The sequence below is a fragment of the Nocardia brevicatena NBRC 12119 genome (assembly GCF_000308495.1).
GTDB classification, from domain to species: Bacteria; Actinomycetota; Actinomycetes; order Mycobacteriales; family Mycobacteriaceae; genus Nocardia; species Nocardia brevicatena.
Window position 1 is genome coordinate 29,811 of the sequence record NZ_BAFU01000019.1, and the last position, 19,141, is coordinate 48,951.

Annotated in this window: 2 protein-coding genes; both read left to right on the forward strand. The window is 69.8% G+C overall.

What is annotated here, in order from left to right:
• The first annotated feature begins 263 nt into the window (after positions 1 to 263).
• Positions 264 to 12,887 carry a non-ribosomal peptide synthetase gene (locus ON20_RS03825; RefSeq protein WP_083864602.1) on the forward strand — a complete coding sequence of 4,208 codons (12,624 nt, stop codon included), beginning with the start codon at positions 264 to 266 and terminating at the stop codon, positions 12,885 to 12,887.
• 185 nt (positions 12,888 to 13,072) lie between these two features.
• The gene (locus tag ON20_RS03830; RefSeq protein ID WP_157228680.1) at positions 13,073 to 19,090 is read left to right on the forward strand and encodes an AMP-binding protein; all 6,018 of its coding nucleotides are present in this window, start codon (positions 13,073 to 13,075) and stop codon (positions 19,088 to 19,090) included.
• Positions 19,091 to 19,141 lie beyond the last annotated feature (51 nt).

The following is a 19,141-nucleotide window of genomic DNA, read 5'->3' on the forward strand; positions in this document are numbered from 1 at the left end:
GGACGCGCACCGGCCGCTGTCCGGTGTTGTCCGGGTCACCCGGAGGGAGCCCCCAGAACTGGGAGTCGCCTCAGCGGCGTGGCGTCGGATGGTGCCGGGCGATAATCAATGTTCCGGAGCCGACGGGGTACCGCGAGCCGATGGCCGGTACCGGTAGGTAACAACCGGCGTGCACCGAACCGATGCTAGGAACGGAAACAGGCGCGACGACAGCGCCGTGGCACGCCGTCGACGATATGAGACTGGTAGGACGAGGCAGGTAGATGGATTCGCGGGTCGGGCAGTGGTGCGATCAGAACCAGGAGAGCGGCACGGGAGCGGTGCGCTCACCCCGAACCCGCCCCACCCGTCCCGCTCGGGTACGTCGTGCGCGGGTGACGACATTGCCGCAGTTGATGGCGGCGGCAGTGGAGGCCAACCCGGAGGGTGTGGCGGTGGTGTTCGCCGATGCGACGGGGGCCGGGGGCGGGGTGTCGTATGCGGAGTTGGATGCGCGGTCCAACCGTTTGGCGCGGGTGTTGATCGAGCGGGGGGTGGGCCCGGAGGATCTGGTGGCGGTGGGGGTGCCGCGGTCGGTGTCGTCGGTGGTGGCGGTGTGGGCAGTGGCCAAGACGGGCGCGGGGTTCGTGCCGGTGGATCCGAATTATCCGGCCGAGCGGGTCGAGCACATGGTGGTCGATTCAGGGGCGGTGTTGGGATTGACGGTGGCCGAGGTGGGTGCGGGGCTGCCCGATCGGGTGGAATGGCTCACCATCGATGTCCCCGAGACCGAGCGGCTGGTGGAGGACCAACCGGCCGATCCGGTGGCCTTCACCGATCGGGTGCGGCCGTTGCGGGCCGAGCATCCGGCCTATGTCATCTACACGTCCGGGTCGACCGGTAGGCCCAAGGGGGTGGTGGTCACCCAGGCGGGACTGGCCGGGTTCTGCGAGGAGCAGAAGGAGCGGTATCGGCTGACCGCGCAGACACGGGCGTTGCATTTCGCCTCGCCGTCGTTCGATGCCTCGGTGCTGGAGTTGCTGCTGGCGATCGGCGGGGCGGGGACCGTGGTGGTGGCCTCGCCGATGGTGTACGGCGGGGACGAGTTGGCGGGCCTGCTGCGGCGCGAACAGGTCACTCACGCGTTCATCACCCCGGCCGCGTTGGCGTCGATCGATCCGACCGGGTTGGACGATCTGCGGGTGGTGGTGGCCGGCGGTGAGGCGTGTCCGCCGGAGTTGGTGCGCCGCTGGGTAGTTCCTCTCGCCGGCGGTGGTAGCCGGGAGTTCTACAACGGGTACGGGCCCACCGAGACCACCATCATGACCAATATCAGCGACCCGCTGGTGCCAGGTGAGACGGTGACCATCGGCGCACCCATCCGCGGGATCACCGCCTATGTGCTCGACGAGCGATTGGTGCCGGTGCCCAGCAAGGTTGTCGGGGAGTTGTATCTGACCGGGGCGCAACTGGCCCGCGGCTACCACGACCGGCCGGGGCTGACCGCGCAACGGTTCGTGGCCAACCCCTTCACCGACGACGGATCGCGCCTGTACCGCACCGGGGATTTGGTGCGCTGGACCGACAGCGGCGCCCTGGAATATTTGGGCCGCAACGACTTCCAGGTCAAGATCCGCGGTTTCCGCATCGAACTCGGCGAAATCGACGCCGTACTGGCCGCCCACGACACCGTCGACTTCGCCGTCACCATCGGCCACACCCTCGACACCGGCGCCACCATCCTCGCCGCCTACGTCCATCCCGCCCCCGGTCACTCGGTCGACACCGCGGAATTGATCGAACACACCGAACGGCATCTGCCCCGCCACATGGTGCCCACCACCGTGACCGTGCTCGATACCATCCCGCTCACCCCCGTCGGCAAACTCGACCGGTCGGCATTGCCCGCCCCACAGTTGCAGACCAAGGACTACCGAGCACCGGAGGGTCGCCTGCAGGAGGCGATCGCCGAGGTCTTCACCGAGTTGCTCACCCCCACCGGCCCGGTCGGTGCCGACGACGACTTCTTCGAACTCGGCGGCAACTCGCTGATCGCCACCCGCGTCGCCGCCCGACTCGGCGAAGCGGTCGCCACTCGGGTCCCGGCCCGGCTCGTCTTCGAATCTCCCACCGTCGCCGGCCTCGCCGTCCGGCTGGAACAGCTCACGGGAACGGGTGGGCGACGCGCCCTGGTGCCGATGGAACGCCCCGAACGTATTCCGCTGTCGCTCGCCCAGCAGCGTATGTGGTTCCTCAACCAGTTCGACCCCGGTTCGGCGGTGAACAATATCCCGTTCGCGATCCGGCTGTCCGGCGAACTGGATGTGGCGGCGCTGCGGGCCGCGGTGGGGGATGTGATCACCCGCCACGAAACGCTGCGGACCGTGTACCCGTCGGTGGACGGTATCGGCTACCAGAAGGTCCTGACGTCCAACGAGGCGATCCCCGAACTGGCCACCGAGCCGCTCACCGAGAGCGCGCTACCCGAATGGCTGGCGACCCTGGCGCTGGCAGGTTTCGACGTCGCCGATCAGGTGCCGCTGCGGATCGGACTGGCCGAACTCGGCCCCGATGAGCACATCGTCGCCATGGTGGTGCACCATATCGCCGCCGACGGTGCCTCCATCACCCCATTCCTGCGGGACCTGCTGACCGCGTACCTGGCCCGGCGCGACGGACAGGCCCCGGCCTGGACCCCGCTACCGGTGCAGTACGCCGACTACACGCTGTGGCAGCGGGAACTGCTGGGCTCCGAGAGCGATCCGGAATCGGTTGCCGCGGCACAGATCGAATTCTGGCGCCGGCAGCTGACGGGTGTGCCGGATCGGATCGACCTGCCCGCCGACCGGCCGCGCCCGGGAGTCTCGAGCGGCGGCGGCCTGATACACGGTTTCGATATCGACGAGCGGCTGCACCGGGGCATCACCGATCTGGCGCATCGGGCCGGGGTCTCGGAGTTCATGGTGGTGCACGCGGCCTTCGCGGTACTGCTGGCACGGTTGGCGGCCACCGATGACATCACCGTCGGCGTCCCGGTCGCCGGACGCGGCGAACGCGAACTGGACGATCTGGTCGGCATGTTCGTCAACACTCTCGTCCTGCGCACCCGCATCGACTCCACCGAGCCGTTCCTCGACCTGCTGGGCCGGGTGAAGGAAACGGACCTGGCGGCGTTCGCCCACGCGGAGCTGCCGTTCGAACGGCTGGTGGAAGTGCTGGACCCGGTGCGTTCGCAGGCGCACCACCCGCTGTTCCAGGTGGCGCTGTTCTTCCAGAACCTGGACATGCCGCAGTTGGAACTGCCCGGCCTGTCGGCGTCCGCGCTCGAATTCGACGGTGCCATCGCCAAATTCGACCTCCAGCTGAATATCGTTCCGCGCAACTCCGACGACGGCTCGCCGGCGGGGCTGATCGCGTCGTTCACCTACGCCACCGATCTGTTCGACGAGACCACGGTGGCCGAATTCGGGCAGCGGCTGGTCCGGGTGCTGGACACCGTCACCGCCTCCCCGACCGAGGTCATCGGAGATATCGACCTGCTCGCTCCCGCAGAGCGGGACCGGATCCTGCTGGATCGGAACGCCACCGACCATCCCGTGGCGCCGGAACTGCTGCTCGACGGTTACCGGCGGACCGCTGCCCGGATGCCGGACGCGCCGGCCGTGGTGTACGAGGGTACGGAGCTGACATACCGGGAGTTCGACGCGCGCGTCAACCGGTTGGCCCGGGTGCTGATCGCGCGCGGGGTGAGCGCCGAATCGCTGGTCGGTCTGGCGCTGCGGCGTTCCCCGGAGCTGGTCATCGGTATGTACGCGATCATCGCGGCCGGTGGCGCGTACGTCCCGCTGGACCCGGACCATCCGACCGAACGCATCACCCATATCCTCGACACCGCCGACCCGGTGTGCGTGCTCACCACCGCCGCCGATGCGGCGTCCCTGCCGGAGAACACTCCCGTCCTGCCGATCGACACCCTCGACACGGACGGTATCCCCGCCGATCCCGTCCGCCCCGACGAACTGCTGCGCCCGCCGCGGTCGGAACATCCCGCCTACGTGATCTTCACGTCCGGTTCGACCGGTCGGCCCAAGGGCGTGGCGGTCTCGCACGCCGCGATCCACAATCAGATCGAATGGATGCTCGCCGAGTACCCGCTCGACGAACTCGATGTGTACCTGCAGAAGACCGCGACAACCTTCGACGTGTCGCTGTGGGGCTATTTCATGCCGTTGCGGGCCGGCGCGAAACTGGTGTTGGCCACCCCCGACGGACACCGCGACCCCGGCTATATCGCGGAGATGATCGCCGCCCACCGGGTGACGGTCACCGATTTCGTCCCGTCCATGCTGACCGTCTTCGCCGCCCACACCGCGCCCGGCAGTATCGGAACCCTGCGCGATGTGTTCGTGATCGGCGAAGCGCTGCCCCCGGAAACCGTCACCGCCGTGCGTGCGGTATCCGAGGCGAATATCCACAATCTCTACGGTCCCACCGAAGCCGCGGTATCGGTGACCTACTGGCCGGCCGGGTCGCAGCGGCGGTCGGTGCCGATCGGCCTGCCGCAGTGGAACACCCGGGTGTATGTCCTGGATGCGCGGCTGCGCCCGGCCCCGGTCGGCGTGCCGGGCGAGCTGTATCTGGCCGGGGACCAGTTGGCCCGTGGCTATGTGAGCCGCCCGGACCTGACCGCCGACCGTTTCGTCGCCGACCCGTTCGGCACCGGCGAACGGATGTACCGCACCGGCGACCTGGTGGTGTGGCGGCCCGACGGTGACACCGGAACCGTCGTGCTCGACTACCTCGGCCGCACCGACTTCCAGGTGAAATTCCGCGGCCAGCGTATCGAGTTGGGCGAGATCGAGGCCGCCCTGCTGGCGCAGCCCGCGGTGAGCCAGGCGGTCGCGCTGGTCGCCGCCTCGTCGCTGGGCGACCAGCTGGTGGCCTACGCGGTTCCCGCCCCCGATCACACCATCGACCAGGCCGAACTGCTCGCCGCGATCGGAAAAACGCTTCCGCCGTATATGGTTCCGGCGGCCATCGTCGCGTTGGACGCGTTCCCGCTCAATCCCAGCGGAAAACTGGATCGCAAGGCACTGCCCGCCCCGACGTTCACCGCTCGTGAGTTCCGGGCGCCCGGTACCCCGGTGGAGGAAATCGTCGCCGAGGTCTTCGCGGAGGTGCTCGGCGTATCCCGCGTCGGCGTCGACGACGATTTCTTCGCCCTCGGCGGCAATTCGCTCGTCGCCACCCGGGCCGTGGCCCGGCTCGGCGCCGCGGTCGGCGCCCGGATTCCGGTGCGGACACTGTTCGAGACCCCCACCGTCGGCGCGCTGGCGACGGCCGTCGAATCGGAAACCCACGCCGACCGGCGGATCACGCTGGGCAGTATTCCGCGTCCGGAGCGGCTGCCGCTGTCGCTGGCGCAGCGGCGGATGTGGTTCCTGAACCAGTTCGACCAGGGCGACGACGCGGCCGCGGCCGCCGGGTCGGCCGCCTACAACCTGCCGTTCGCGCTGCGGCTTTCGGGTGAGCTGGATATCGCGGCGTTGGGTGCGGCGCTCGAGGATGTGCTCGCGCGGCACGAGGTGTTGCGCACCGTATACCCGGAGACCACGGACGGCCCGGTGCAGGTCGTGCTGCCCGTCGGGCAGGCGCGGCTCGACACCGCGCCGCGGCGGGTGCGTAGCGACGAGGTACCCGGCGAGGTATACGCGCTGGCGGCGATGTCGTTCGATGTGACCGAACAGGTGCCGGTGCGGGTGCGGGTGTTCGATATCACCGATGTGCCCGCCGGTTCCGATCCCGAATACGTGCTGGCGGTGGTGGTGCACCATATCGCCGGTGACGCCTCGTCGATGGGTCCACTGGTGCGGGACGTGATGGTGGCCTACGGGGCGCGGCTGGCGGGCGCGGAGCCCGGGTGGGAGCCGCTGCCGGTGCAGTACGCCGACTACGCGCTGTGGCAGCGCGCCGTGCTCGGCGACGAACGAGACCCGGATTCGGTCGCCGCACGTCAGATCTCCTACTGGCGTGAGGCGCTGGCCGACCTGCCGGACGTGCTGGAACTGCCCACCGACCGGCCACGGCCCGCCGTCGCGTCCATGGCGGGCGGGCGGGTGCCGGTCGTGATCGACGCGCAGACCCACGCCGCGCTGCTGGAGGTGGCGCGCGCCCACAACGCCACCCTGTTCATGGTGGTGCACACGGCGTTCGCGGTGCTGTTGGCGCGGCTGTCCGGCGTGGACGATATCGCCATCGGCACCCCGGTCGCGGGGCGCGGGGAACGCGAACTCGACGATCTGATCGGCATGTTCGTCAATACCGTGGTGTTCCGTTCCCGTATCGACGGCAACGAACCCTTCGCCCGACTGCTGGCCCGGCAGCGGGAAACCGACCTGGCGGCGTTCGCACACGCCGATATCCCGTTCGAGCGGCTGGTCGAGGTGCTGAACCCGCCGCGGTCCACCGCCCACCATCCGCTGTTCCAGGTGGGTCTGTCGTTTCAGAACGTGGCCCGTACCGCCCTGGAACTGCCCGGTCTGTCGGTGAGCGGGGTCGACGCGGAACTGGAGGTGTCCCAGTTCGACCTGCACCTGATCGTGAGCGACAACTACGACGAATCGGGTGTGCCGGCCGGGATCGGCGGGTTCATCACCTATGCCACGGATCTGTTCGACGCCGAAACCGTCGGCGGTTTCATCGCCCGGCTGTTCCGGATACTCGCGGCCGTCGCGGCCGACAGCGCCGCCCCGGTGGGCGATATCGAGATCCTCGGCCCCACCGAACGCCGCACCGTGCTCGCGGACTGGAACGACACCGCCTTCCCCATGGTGCCGCGCGGCACCACCCTGGCGTCACTGCTCGACCACACGGTCGCCGCGGAACCCTACGCGCCGGCACTGGTCGCGGATCTGCCCGAGGGAGGGCGGGTCGAACTCGACTACGCCGAACTCGACCGACGCGTCAACCGGCTGGCTCGGCGGCTGCTCGCCGCGGGAGTGCGGCCCGAAGTCCCGGTCGCGCTGGCCATCCGGCGGTCGGTGAACCTGGTCGTCGCCATGTACGCGGTGGCCAGGGCGGGCGGTGCCTACGTCCCGGTCGATCCCGACCAGCCCGCCGAACGCACCGGCTACATCCTCGACACGGCGCGGCCGCTCTGTGTCCTCACCGACGCCGCCACCGGCTTCGACACCGACCGGGCACCCGTGCTGCACATGGACTCCGACGAGATCGCACGGCTCGACGACGCCCCGATCGGTGTCGCCGAGCGCGGCGCGGTGCTGCGGCCCGACCATACGGCGTATGTGATCTTCACCTCCGGTTCCACCGGACGTCCCAAGGGTGTGGCGGTGCCGCACGCCGCCGTGGTCAACCAGCTGCTGTGGAAAACGGCGGAATTCGGCCTCGGCCCGGGCGACGCGGTGCTGTTGAAGACCCCCGTGACCTTCGACCTGTCGGTCTGGGAGTTCTGGTCGGCCGCGGTCTGCGGCGGCCGGCTGGTGATCGCGACTCCCGACGGGCACCGTGACCCCGAATACCTCGGTGAGCTCATCGCCCGCGAATCGGTCACCATCCTGCACACGGTGCCGTCGATGCTGGACGCCCTGCTCACCGCGTCCGACGGGGTGCTCGCCGGTTCGTTGCGCCGGGTGCTCGCCATCGGCGAGGCCCTGCCGGGCGCACTGGCCCAGCGGTTCCGCACCGCCGACACCGGTGTCGAGTCCGGGGATTCGACGGGCGCGGAACTGTTCAACCTGTACGGCCCGACCGAGGCCGCGGTGTCCGTCACCAACCACCGCGTCACCGACGACGATACGAGCGCGGTACCGATCGGCCGCCCGGAGTGGAACAGCCGCGTGTACGTCCTGGACGCCCGGTTGCGGCCGGCCCCCGTCGGAGTACCGGGCGAGCTGTACCTGGCCGGCGCGCAACTGGCCCGCGGCTATTTCGCCCGCCCCGATCTCACTGCCGAACGCTTCGTCGCCGACCCCTTCGGCACCGGCACGCGGCTGTACCGCACCGGCGACCTGGTCGCCTGGACCGCCGACGGCGAACTGGACTATCGCGGCCGCACCGATTTCCAGGTCAAGGTCCGTGGGTTCCGTATCGAACTCGGCGATATCGAGGCCGCGATACTCGCTCTGCCCGACATCGCGCAGACCGCCGTGGTGGCGCATACCGACCCGCATACGGGCAACCGGCTCGTCGGTTATCTGGTGCCGGTATCCGCACAGGATGTCGGTGTCCCCGCGCGTGTGGACGGAACCGACCTGGATACCGGGCGGATCCGCTCGGCGCTGGAGAAGGCGCTGCCGTCCTATATGGTGCCGTCCGCCTTCGTGGTGCTGGACGCGCTGCCGCTGAACGTCAACGGCAAACTCGACCGCAAGGCGTTGCCCGACCCCGAATTCGCCCCGCGCGAATACCGCGCGCCCTCGGGCGCGGTGGAGGAGGCCGTCGCACAGGTGTACGCCGAGGTGCTGGGCCTGGAACGGGTCGGCGCGGACGACGATTTCTTCGAACTCGGCGGCGACAGCATCATCTCCATTCAGGTGGTGTCGCGGGCGCGGGCGCGCGGGATCGCGTTCTCCGCCCGCGATGTGTTCGAAGCGCGCACGGTGGCGGGTATCGCCCGGCGTGCCCGCGCTGTCGAATCGGCGGCCGAGTATGTGTCCGACGCGCCGCTGGTCCGGCCGGCGGAGGCGGATATGGAGCGTTTCGAGCGCGAATATCCGGGGCTGTCGCAGGTGTGGCCGGTGACGCCGCTGCAGTCGGGGATGCTGTTCCACGCGTTGCTGGCCGATACGTCGGTGGACGCCTACACCATCCAGTACATGCTGGAACTGGGTGGGACCGTGGACCCGGAGCGGTTGCGCGCCGCGGCGCAGGGGGTGCTGGACCGGTACGAGAACCTGCGGGTCGCGTTCGCCGAGGACGGCGCGGGCAATCCGGTGCAGATCGTGCAGGACGGGTTGCGGGTGCCGTGGCGACAGGTCGATCTGTCCGATATGCCACCGGATGCGGCGGCCGTGGAACTGGATCGACTGCGGGCGGCGGATCTGGCGGACCATTTCGATATGCGGACCGCCCCGCTGCTGCGGTTCGCGCTGCTGCGCACCACCGCCGCGGATGGTGGTATCTCCTACCGCCTGCTGGTCACCACCCATCACATCCTCGTCGACGGCTGGTCGGTGCCGCTGCTGATGCGGGATCTGTTGATGCTGTACGCGCTCGACGGTGCCGACACGGAACTGCCCGCGGCACCGGCGTATCGCACCTATCTGTCGTGGCTGGCCGCCCGGAACGACGAGGCGGCGCCGGCCGCGTGGCGGGCCGCGCTGGCCGGGGTGACCGAGCCGACCGTGCTGGCGCCGGTGGACCCGGGCCGGGCGATCACCGCCGGAACCGGGGAGACCGGATTCGCGCTTTCTCCCGAGACGACGGCGGCGTTGACCGGGATGGCAGCCCGGCACGGCGTCACCGTGAACACGGTGGTTCAGGCGGCGTGGGGTCTGCTGCTCGGCCGCAGCCTGGACCGCGACGATGTGGTGTTCGGTGCCACGGTGTCCGGCCGGCCGCCGGAGCTGCCCGGGGTGGAGTCGATGGTGGGGTTGTTCGTCAACACCCTCCCGGTACGGGTGCGGCTCGGCGCCCGCGACACCCTCGGTGAGGTCCTGACCCGTTTGCAGGCCCAACAGACCGGACTGCTGGACTACCACTGGCTCGGACTGGCCGATATCCAGCACGCCATCGGCGTGGAGAATCTGTTCGATTCGCTGGTGGTATTCGAATCCTTCCCGATCGACACCGAAGGGCTCGCCCGCGCGGGCTCGGTGGACGGTATGAATGTCACCGGTGTGGGATCGGTGACCGGCACCCACTACCCGCTGACCGTGATGGTCGTGCTCGACGATCGGCTGCGGGTGTCGCTGCAGTACCTGCGCGATGTGTTCGACGCCGAGCAGGCCGCGGCACTGGCGCACCGGCTGGAGATGCTCATCGGCCGGTTCGTCGACACCCCGGACGCCCGGGTCGCCGAGGTCGACGTGCTGTCGGGTAGCGAACGCGCCGAACTGGCCGCCCGCAACGACACCGCGGTGCCGGAGCTGCTCGACGAGGCGACCCTGCCGGCGCTGTTCGACGCGCAGGTGGCGCGCATACCCGAGGCCGTGGCCGTGCGTTACGGCGATGTGGTGCTCACCTACGGTGAACTGGATCGTCGGTCCCGGGCGCTGGCGGTCGAGTTGCGCCGCCGGGGCGTGGGAGTGGAAACCCTGGTCGCGGTGGCCATGCGGCGCGGTATCGAGCTGGTGGTGGCGGTGTACGCGGTGCTGCGGGCCGGTGGGGCGTATGTGCCGATCGACCCGGACCACCCGGCCGAGCGCAGCGAGTACGTCCTGGCCGGTGCCGCCCCGCTGTGCGTGCTGACCACAACCGGTACCGGATTCCACACCGAGACGGGGGTTCCGGTGCTGGCGGTGGACGCCCTGGAGCTGCCCGCGGACCGTGCCGTGACCTCGGTGCCCGACGAGGCGGACCTGTCGGAGCGGGGCCTCGCGGCCTCATCGGTGGACACGCTCCCGATCGGGGACGCTGCCGCCGCGTTCCGATCGGATGCCGTCGAGCCCGGCGCCGCCGTCCTCTTCGACCATGGTGTTCGCCCGGATGACACCGCGTCCTCGGACAGGATGCGCGAGGGCAGCGAGGCGCGACCGGACAACGTCGCCTATGTCATCTACACCTCGGGCTCGACCGGCCGGCCGAAGGGCGTGGCGATCACGCATCGCCAGATGGCCAATCAGTTCCGGTGGGCGCAGCGCACCTACCCGCACGACGGTTCCGACGTGGTGCTGCACAAGACGCCGACGACGTTCGACATCTCCACCTGGGAGTTGTTCTGGCCGTTGCACACCGGCGCGAGCATCGTGATCGCCGAACCCGACGGTCACCGCGATCCGGCGTATCTGTCCCGGGTGATCCGCGATCACGCGGTCACCACCGTGCATTTCGTGCCGTCCATGCTCGACGCGTTCCTCGATCCGGTTGCCGCCGGACACGGGGCATCCGCCGGAGACGCGATGTCCGGCAATGACCTCGCGGCGTCCGGGTACCCCTCGCTACGCCGGGTTTTCGCGGCGGGTGAGGCACTATCCGGGCAGACGGCCGATACCTTCGCCGCCGTCCTGCCGGGGGTCGACCTGGTCAACTGGTACGGGCCCGCGGAGGCCACGGTGGTCACGGCACAGCCGGCCGAGGAGCGCGGTGCCGGCGCGGCGGTGCCGATCGGGCGTCCGGTCGCCAACACCCGGGTGCATGTGTTGGACCGGCAGTTGCGTCCGGTGCCGCCGGGTGCGGCGGGCGAACTGTATGTGGCGGGTGTGCAGTTGGCGCGCGGTTATCAGAACGCGCCCGCGCTCACCGCGGAACGGTTCGTTGCTCACACCGACGGTGCCCGCCTGTATCGGACCGGGGATATCGTCCGGTGGCGTGACGGAGCCCTGGAATACCTGGGGCGCAGCGATTTCCAGGTGAAGCTGCGGGGTCAGCGCATCGAGTTGGGTGAGATCGAAACCGTTCTGGCGGCCCACGACTCGGTGCGGCACGCCGCGGTCTCACTGGTGCGCGGCGGTCTCGGGGACCGGCTGGTCGCCTATGTGGTGCCCACCGACCCGGCCACCGGTATCGATGAGCGGCGGCTGTCGGAGCATCTGCGCGGTGCCCTGCCCGCCTATATGGTCCCCACCGCCATCGTGGTCCTGGACGCCTTCCCGCTCAACGCCAGCGGCAAACTCGACCGCAAGGCGTTGCCGGTGCCCGAGCTGGCCGGGCGGCCCTACCGGGCGCCGAACACCCCGCTGGAACACGCGGTCACCGAGGTGTTCGCCGAGGTGCTGGACGCCGAGCAGGTGGGTCTGGACACCGATTTCTTCGAACTCGGGGGTAATTCCCTGCTCGCCACCCGCGTGGTGAGCATGCTGCGGGCCCGTATCGGGGCGCAGGTGCGGGTGCAGTGGTTCTTCACCGATTCCACTCCGGCCGAGTTGGCCGCCCGGATCCTCGACGGCCGCGACGACGTGGACGCCGATACGGCCCTGGGTGTGCTGTTGCCGCTGCGCACCCGGGTGCCGGAGGGCGTCACCGCGGACGCTCCGCTGTTCTGCGTCCACCCCATGTTCGGCATGGCCTGGAGTTATGCCGGTGTGGCGCAATATCTTTCGGCCGAGTATCCGATCTACGGTCTGCAGTCGCCCGCGCTGAGCGAGGACTATCTGCCGGATGCGCTCATCGATATGGCACGCCGCTATGTCACCGAGATCCGGACGGTGCAGCCGCACGGCCCGTACCGCCTGCTCGGCTGGTCGCTGGGCGGGGTCATCGCGCACGCGATCGCCACGGAACTGCAGGCCGCGGGCGAACAGGTCTCGCTGCTGGTCATGCTGGACAGCCTCGCCGATATCGACGACACCGATTTCCGGTCCGCGGTGCGCGACGCGCTCGCCGAGGTCGGTATCCGGACCGGGGATGAATTCGCCGATACGGAATTCGCCGATGAGGACATCCACGATCTCGGCGACGAGGCGCTGTCGGTCCTACAGGCGATGATCCCGCCCGATATGGCGGCGCTGGGACTGGAACGGCTGCGGCGTATGTACCGCAGCGCGATGCGGTCCACCCGGCTGATCAACGAGTACCGACCGGGGACGTTCCATGGCACACTGCATTTCTTCAGCGCCGAAGAACACCCGGCGGTGGCGGGCACCTGGGAACGCTACGTGGACGGAACGGTGGTCGACTATCCGCTCCCGCGCCGGCACGAGGAGATGACCACCCCCGAGGCGCTCGCCGAGATCGGCCCGAAACTGGCCGAGCTGCTCGCCGAGGTGGACGATGCGGCGGACCGAACCTGAGCGGACCGGACTCGAGTCGGCGGGCAGCGACCCGTGCGTCCCGGGCCGATGCGATGATAAGCGGCGCGGACGCGGCGGTATGGAGGGTACGCTGCGCCCGGCGAGGTAACGACGGCTAGGCGAGGCAGGCACATGGATTCGGTAGTCGAGCAGCGGGGCGACCAGATCCGGGGAGCGATGTGGGTATGACGCGTTCGCTCCGGCCCCGTCCGACGCGGACCCCGCGCCGCCCCCGGGTCACCACCCTGCCGCAGCTGATCTCCTCGGCGGTGGAGATGAACCCCGACGGTATCGCGCTCACCTTCGCCGATGCCGGTGAGACGCTGGACAGGCTGACCTACGCCGAGCTCGATGAATGGTCCAACCGGTTGGCCCGGGCGCTCATCGCCCGGGGTATCGGCCCAGAGGACCGGGTGGCCATCGGTATTCCGCGATCGGTGGAGTCGGTGTCGGCCATCTGGGCGGTGGCCAAGACCGGCGCCGCGTTCGTCCCGTTCGACCCGGCCGACCCGGCCGACTGGGCCGACGAGGTGGTCGCCGACGCCGATGTGGTGTTCGGACTGACCGTCGCCACCGTCGCCGCCACTTTGCCGGGCCGGGTCCAGTGGTTGCGTCTGGACACCCCCGAGGCCGAACGGCTGCTCGACAACTACTCGCCCGATCCGGTGACCTACGCCGACCGGGTGCGTCCGCTGCGGGCCCAGCATCCGGCCTACATCAGCTACACCGCCGATTCGCACGGCAACCCGAACGGTGTGGTCGTCACCCAGGCGGGGCTCGCCGGGCTGTGCGCCGAACAGCGGGACCGATATCGGGTGACCGACGATGCCGGCACCCTGCATTTCGCGCCGCTGTCGTTCGACGCCGCGGTGTTGGAGTTGCTGCTGGCGGTCGGGGGCGCGGCGAATATGGTCGTGGCCGCGCCGACCATCTCCACCGGGGACGAGCTGACCGCGCTGCTGCGCCGCGAAGGCGTGACACACGCCGTCCTGCCGCCGCTGGTCCTGGACGCGATCGACCCGGCGAGCCTGGACGAGCTGAGGGTCGTGGTGACCGGCGGTGAGGCGTGTTCGGCCGAGCTGGTGCGCCGCTGGGTTCGGCCGGTCGTCGACGGGGTGGGGGAGCTCTACCACGGTTACGGCACCCCCGAGACCACGATCATGACGAATATCAGCGCCCCGTTGGTGCCGGAGGAACCGGTGACGATCGGTCCGCCGATCCGCGGGGTGACCGCGTATGTCCTGGACGAGCGCTTGGCGCAGGTTCCGGTCGGCGCGGCGGGGGAGCTGTACATCACCGGACCGCAGGTGGCGCGCGGTTACTACGGCCGCCCGGCACATACCGCCTCCCGGTTCGTGGCCGATCCGTTCGACGGTGGTGGTTCTCGCCTCTACCGCACGGGCGATCTGGTGCGCTGGACCGAGAACGGCGGGCTGGAGTATCTGGGTCGCAACGACTACACCGAGCAGCCCTTCCCGTCCGGCGTGCCGGATGAGCCCGCCCATTCCGCACCCGGTTCCACCGCGCCGCCCATCGCACACGAACCCGCCGCGCCGAGGCCGGAATTCCGGGCGCCGGCAGATGCGCAGACGGCCGTCGTCATGGCCTATACGGATGTGCTCGCCCCCGCGCTACCGGTCCATGCCGAGACCGATTTCTTCCAGGTGGGTGGCAATTTCCACACCGCGAACCGGGTGGCGGCGCGGCTCGGTGAACTGTTCGGGACCACGGTATCCGCCCAGCTGATCTTCGAATCGCCGGTGGTCGCCGACCTGTCCGCCCGGTTGCGTTCGCTCACCGTGGTCGACGACCGGTCCGGGCTGGTGCCGGTTCGCCCGGAGCGGGCGCCGCTGTCGCCTACGCAGGAATGGCTGTGGTGGTCGAATCGGTCCGAACCGGACGGGATGCGGGAGAATCTCGCGTTCGCCGTCCGCTTGCCAGGCACGCTGAACCTCTCGGCGCTGTGCGCCGCCGTCGCCGATGTGGTGGAGCGGCAGGAGTCGCTGCGCACGGTGTACCCGGAAGTGGACGGTATCGGATATCAGCAGGTGCTGCCGCCGGATCGGGGGGTGTGCGAGCTGGGGGCCGAGCCGGTGTCCGAGGACGCGTTGACCGATTGGCTACGCAGGCTCGCGGCGGTCGAATTCGATATCACCGCGCAGGTGCCGGTCCGGTTCGCCCTGGCCGAACTCGGGCCGAGCGAGCACGCCCTGGCGGTGGTGATGCACCGGATCTGCGCCGACCGCGCTTCGATTCGGTCGTTCCTGCGGGATCTGGCGCAGGCTTTTTTGGCCCGCCGCAACCGGGCTGTGCCCGCCTGGCCGCCGCTACGGCCGCAGTACGCCGATTACGCGATGCGGCAGCGCGAACTGCTCGGCGACGAATACGACCCCGAGTCACCGGCCGGAGCGCAACTGGCCTACTGGGCGGCCGAACTCGCCGACCTACCGCACGAGCTGAACCTGCCGGTCGACCGACCCCGGCCGACGACACCGTCGTTCGGGGGCGTGACAACCGATTTCGTGATCGATGCCCGCACCAGGGCCGGACTGGTCGAACTGGCGCGCGCCCACGATGTCACGCTGTTCACGGTGCTGCACACGGCGCTGGCGGTGTTCCTGGCCCGGATATCCGGTGCCGGTGATATCGCCATCGGAACCCCGGTCTGTGGGCGCGGCGATGCCGAACTCGAGCAGGTGATCGGGCAATTCGCCAATACCCTGGTCCTGCGCACCCGCGTCCAGCCTCGCTCGACTTTCGTCGAGGTGCTGGTGGCACACCGGGAGAACGATCAGCGGGCCTTCGCGCACACGGATATCCCGTTCGAGCGGTTGGCGGCCGAGTTGGATCCGGCGCCCCCGGCGGGCCGGCATCCGTTGTGCCAGGTGGCGCTGTCCTTCGAAGATCCGGCCGTTACCGGTTTGGAACTGCCGGGAGTGCCATTCGCCGCCCTGGCACCCGATTTCGGGCCGACCACCTACGACCTCCGGTTGGCGATACGGGAGACCACCGACACCGAACCGGAGTTGGCGGCCCGGCTGACCGGTGCGCGCGACCTGTTCGACGAGGCGACCGTGCAGCGGTTCGGGCGTCGATTCCAGCGGCTGCTGGCGGCGGTGGTACGCGACGCCGACCGCGAGGTCGGCGACCTGGAACTACTCGACGAGGTCGAATACGCCGAGCTGACCGGCCGCACCGGCGGCCCGGCGGCCCCGCCGCGCACTCTGCCGGATCTGCTGGCCGATGCGGTGGCCGTGAACCCGGACGGTGTCGCGGTGGTCGCGGGCGGTCGCTCCTTCACCTATCTCGAACTCGATATGGCCTCCACCCAGCTGGCCCGGGTGCTCATCGACCGCGGTGCCGGACCGGGGGTGCCGGTGGCGGTGGCATTGCGCCGTTCCCTGGAATCGGTTCTGGCCGTATGGGCGGTCGCGAAAACCGGTGCGATGCTGATACCGGTCGATCCGGCATATCCGCCGGAGCGGATCGCGCATATGCTCGCCGACTCTCGCGCCATGCTCGGCGTCACGTTGAGCGTCGTTCTCACGGATCTGCCCCTCCTGCCTGCCGGGTGGATCACCCTGGACGACCGTGCTCTGGTCATGGACGTGACGCGCCGATCCGCCGCGCCGATCGCCGACGCCGACCGCCGCGGCCCGATCCACCCCGCCACCGCCGGGTATGTGGTGTACCCGTTCCGTTCGCCCGGATCGGTCGAGGGCGTGGTGGTCACCCACAGCGGTGTGGCCAATCTCCGCGCCGAACTGGTGGACCGGTATGGGCTGGACACCGCGACCCGTGCGCTTGCGTTCGCGTCGCCCTCATCCGATGCCGCGCTGCTGGAACTGCTGCTGGCGGTGGGGGCGGCGGGCACTCTGGTCGTCGCACCCGCGGAGCCGATCGGCGGCACCGAACTGGCCGACCTGATCGGCGATGAGCACATCACCCATGCCTACCTCACCCCTTCGGTACTGGCCTCGCTGGACTCCGAGGCGGTGGTAGGGCTGCGCGTGGTCATCACCGGCGGCGAGCCGGTACCGGCCGAACTGGCCGCTCACTGGGCGAAGGTACCCGGACGCGCGCTGTACAACGGCTACGGCCCGGCCGAGGCCACGATCATGGCAGCCGTCGGCGACCGGTTGGTCCCGGGCGGCCCGCTGACCATCGGCGGTCCGATCCGCGGTATGCGGGCACTGGTTTTGGACGATCGGCTGCGACCGGTGCCCGAGGGAGTGGTCGGCGAGCTGTACCTGGGCGGTGTGCAACTGGCGCGTGGTTATCACGATCGACCCCGCGCCACCGCGGTCCGTTTCGTCGCCGACCCCTACGCGGTGGGGGAGCGACTCCATCGCACCGGTGATGTGGTGCGCTGGCGCGGCGGCGCGCTGGAGTACATCGGCCGCAGGATCACCCATCGGGAAGAAGAGGTCCGACTCGAGGCCGCGGTCCGGCCGGAACTGGCCGCACGATACGAGTCCGGCACCGTGTACGAACCGACCGAGCGCTACGCTCCTGCCGGGCACGAGGCTGCCGGTTACGCTCCTGTCGGGCACGAGACCGCCGGTTACGCGGCTGCCGGGCACGAGACCGCCGGTTACTCGCCGGCCGAATACCGGCCGGCCGATTACGAGATCACCGCCCGATACGCGCCGGCCGATTACGAGGCTACGGCGCAGTACACCCCGATGACCGGATACGAGGCGGCGCGGTCCGATCACGAGGCGACGGCGCGGAATATCCCGACGACCGGTCACGAGGCGGCGCCGCGGCATGAGGCCGCCCGCTACGAATCGGCGGTGGGACCCACCGGCGCCACCGTGGTCGATCTGCCGGCCACCCCCACCGCGCTGCGGCTGCTCGGCAGACCGACCCCCGGTATCGAGGTCCGCGCCATCGCACTGGATGTGCCTCGGGAATGTCCGTTGATCCATATCGAGACGGCGGCACGGGACATCCTGGCGCAGCATCCCATGCTGCGGGTGCGTATGGATCCCGGCACCGGCGCCCTGCGCATCCTGCCCGGTGTACCGAGCGACAGTCCGTTCTCCCGGTCGGTTCCGGAGACCGGGGGAGGCGCCGTGCCCATCGACGAGGTGGTGCGCGCCGCCGCCGCCGAACTGGACCCGGTGACCGGGCGCAATATCCGTTTCGTCGCTTCCGGGCCGCCCGAGGCCACCCGACTGGTCGTCGTCGCGAACGGGCTCGTCGCCGACGATCATTCCTGGCGCATCATCATCGATCGACTCGCCGCCGCCTGGGACCCCGGCCGGCTACCCGTATCCGCCGCTACCGAGACCGGGGTGGTGGGGCTGCTGCGTGATCTGGCCGACCGGGCCTTTTCGCCGCATATCGCCGAGGAGGCGCTGTGGTGGCGGCAGCTACTGGCCGTTGCCGCGCCCACTCCGGCGCTCGGGGCCACGGACCTGCGGCCGCGCCGTCGGGTCTCGCTCACCATTACCGGCGAGGGCGCGGCGGCGGTCGCGGGTGTCGCCGAGCTCTACGGGGCCACGGTGCCGGAGGTGCTGCTCACGGCGGTGGCCGTGGCGCTGCGCACCGCCGCGCAGGAGGCCGTGCCGCGGATGCTCGGCTCAGTGGTCCGGCTCGAGGCCGACGGACGGACGGCGACCCGTCCCGATGTCGGCGCGGTGGTCGGCGGTTTCCGTACCGAGTTCCCGCTGCCACTGCGCCTGGACGATGTCGATACCGACGAGATCCTGGTCGGCGGTCCGGCCGCCGGGGCGGCGATCGCCCAGGTCAAGGATCTGCATCGGTCGGTGCCGGCCTCCGGTATCGGTTACGCCCTGCTCCGCTATTCGAACCCGGAGGCAGGTGCGGAGTTGGTCGCGAGCGATCGGGGACGCTTCGCGCTGCGCTATCGGGATCTGCGCCCGGCCGAGATGCACACCGATGCCCCCGCGGACGATCTGCTGCTCACGCTGACGGTCGACGTCACCGACAACGGTCTGCTCACCCGCTTCGACTACGCGACCGAGGTCTTCGCCGCCGACGAGGTGAAAACTTTTGCCGAACACTGGGTCTGGGCGCTGGGCGGCCTCGCCGAACACGGATTGCGACCGACGGATCCGGGAACGGCCACGGACACTCGCAACGATGCGTACGACCGATCGGTCGACGAGTACCAGACCACGATCCTCGAACTGCCGCATCGTACCCCCGCCGAGTCCCGGCGCCGGGGGTGGTGACCGGCCGTCCTGGCGGGTCGTTCGTAACCGGTTCGTCGCATCGGGCATGAT

Excerpts from the sequence above, each read along its gene's own strand:
- ON20_RS03825 (WP_083864602.1), top strand. The coding sequence starts at position 264 with ATGGATTCGCGGGTCGGGCAGTGGTGCGATCAGAACCAGGAGAGCGGC.
- ON20_RS03830 (WP_157228680.1), top strand. The coding sequence starts at position 13,073 with ATGACGCGTTCGCTCCGGCCCCGTCCGACGCGGACCCCGCGCCGCCCC.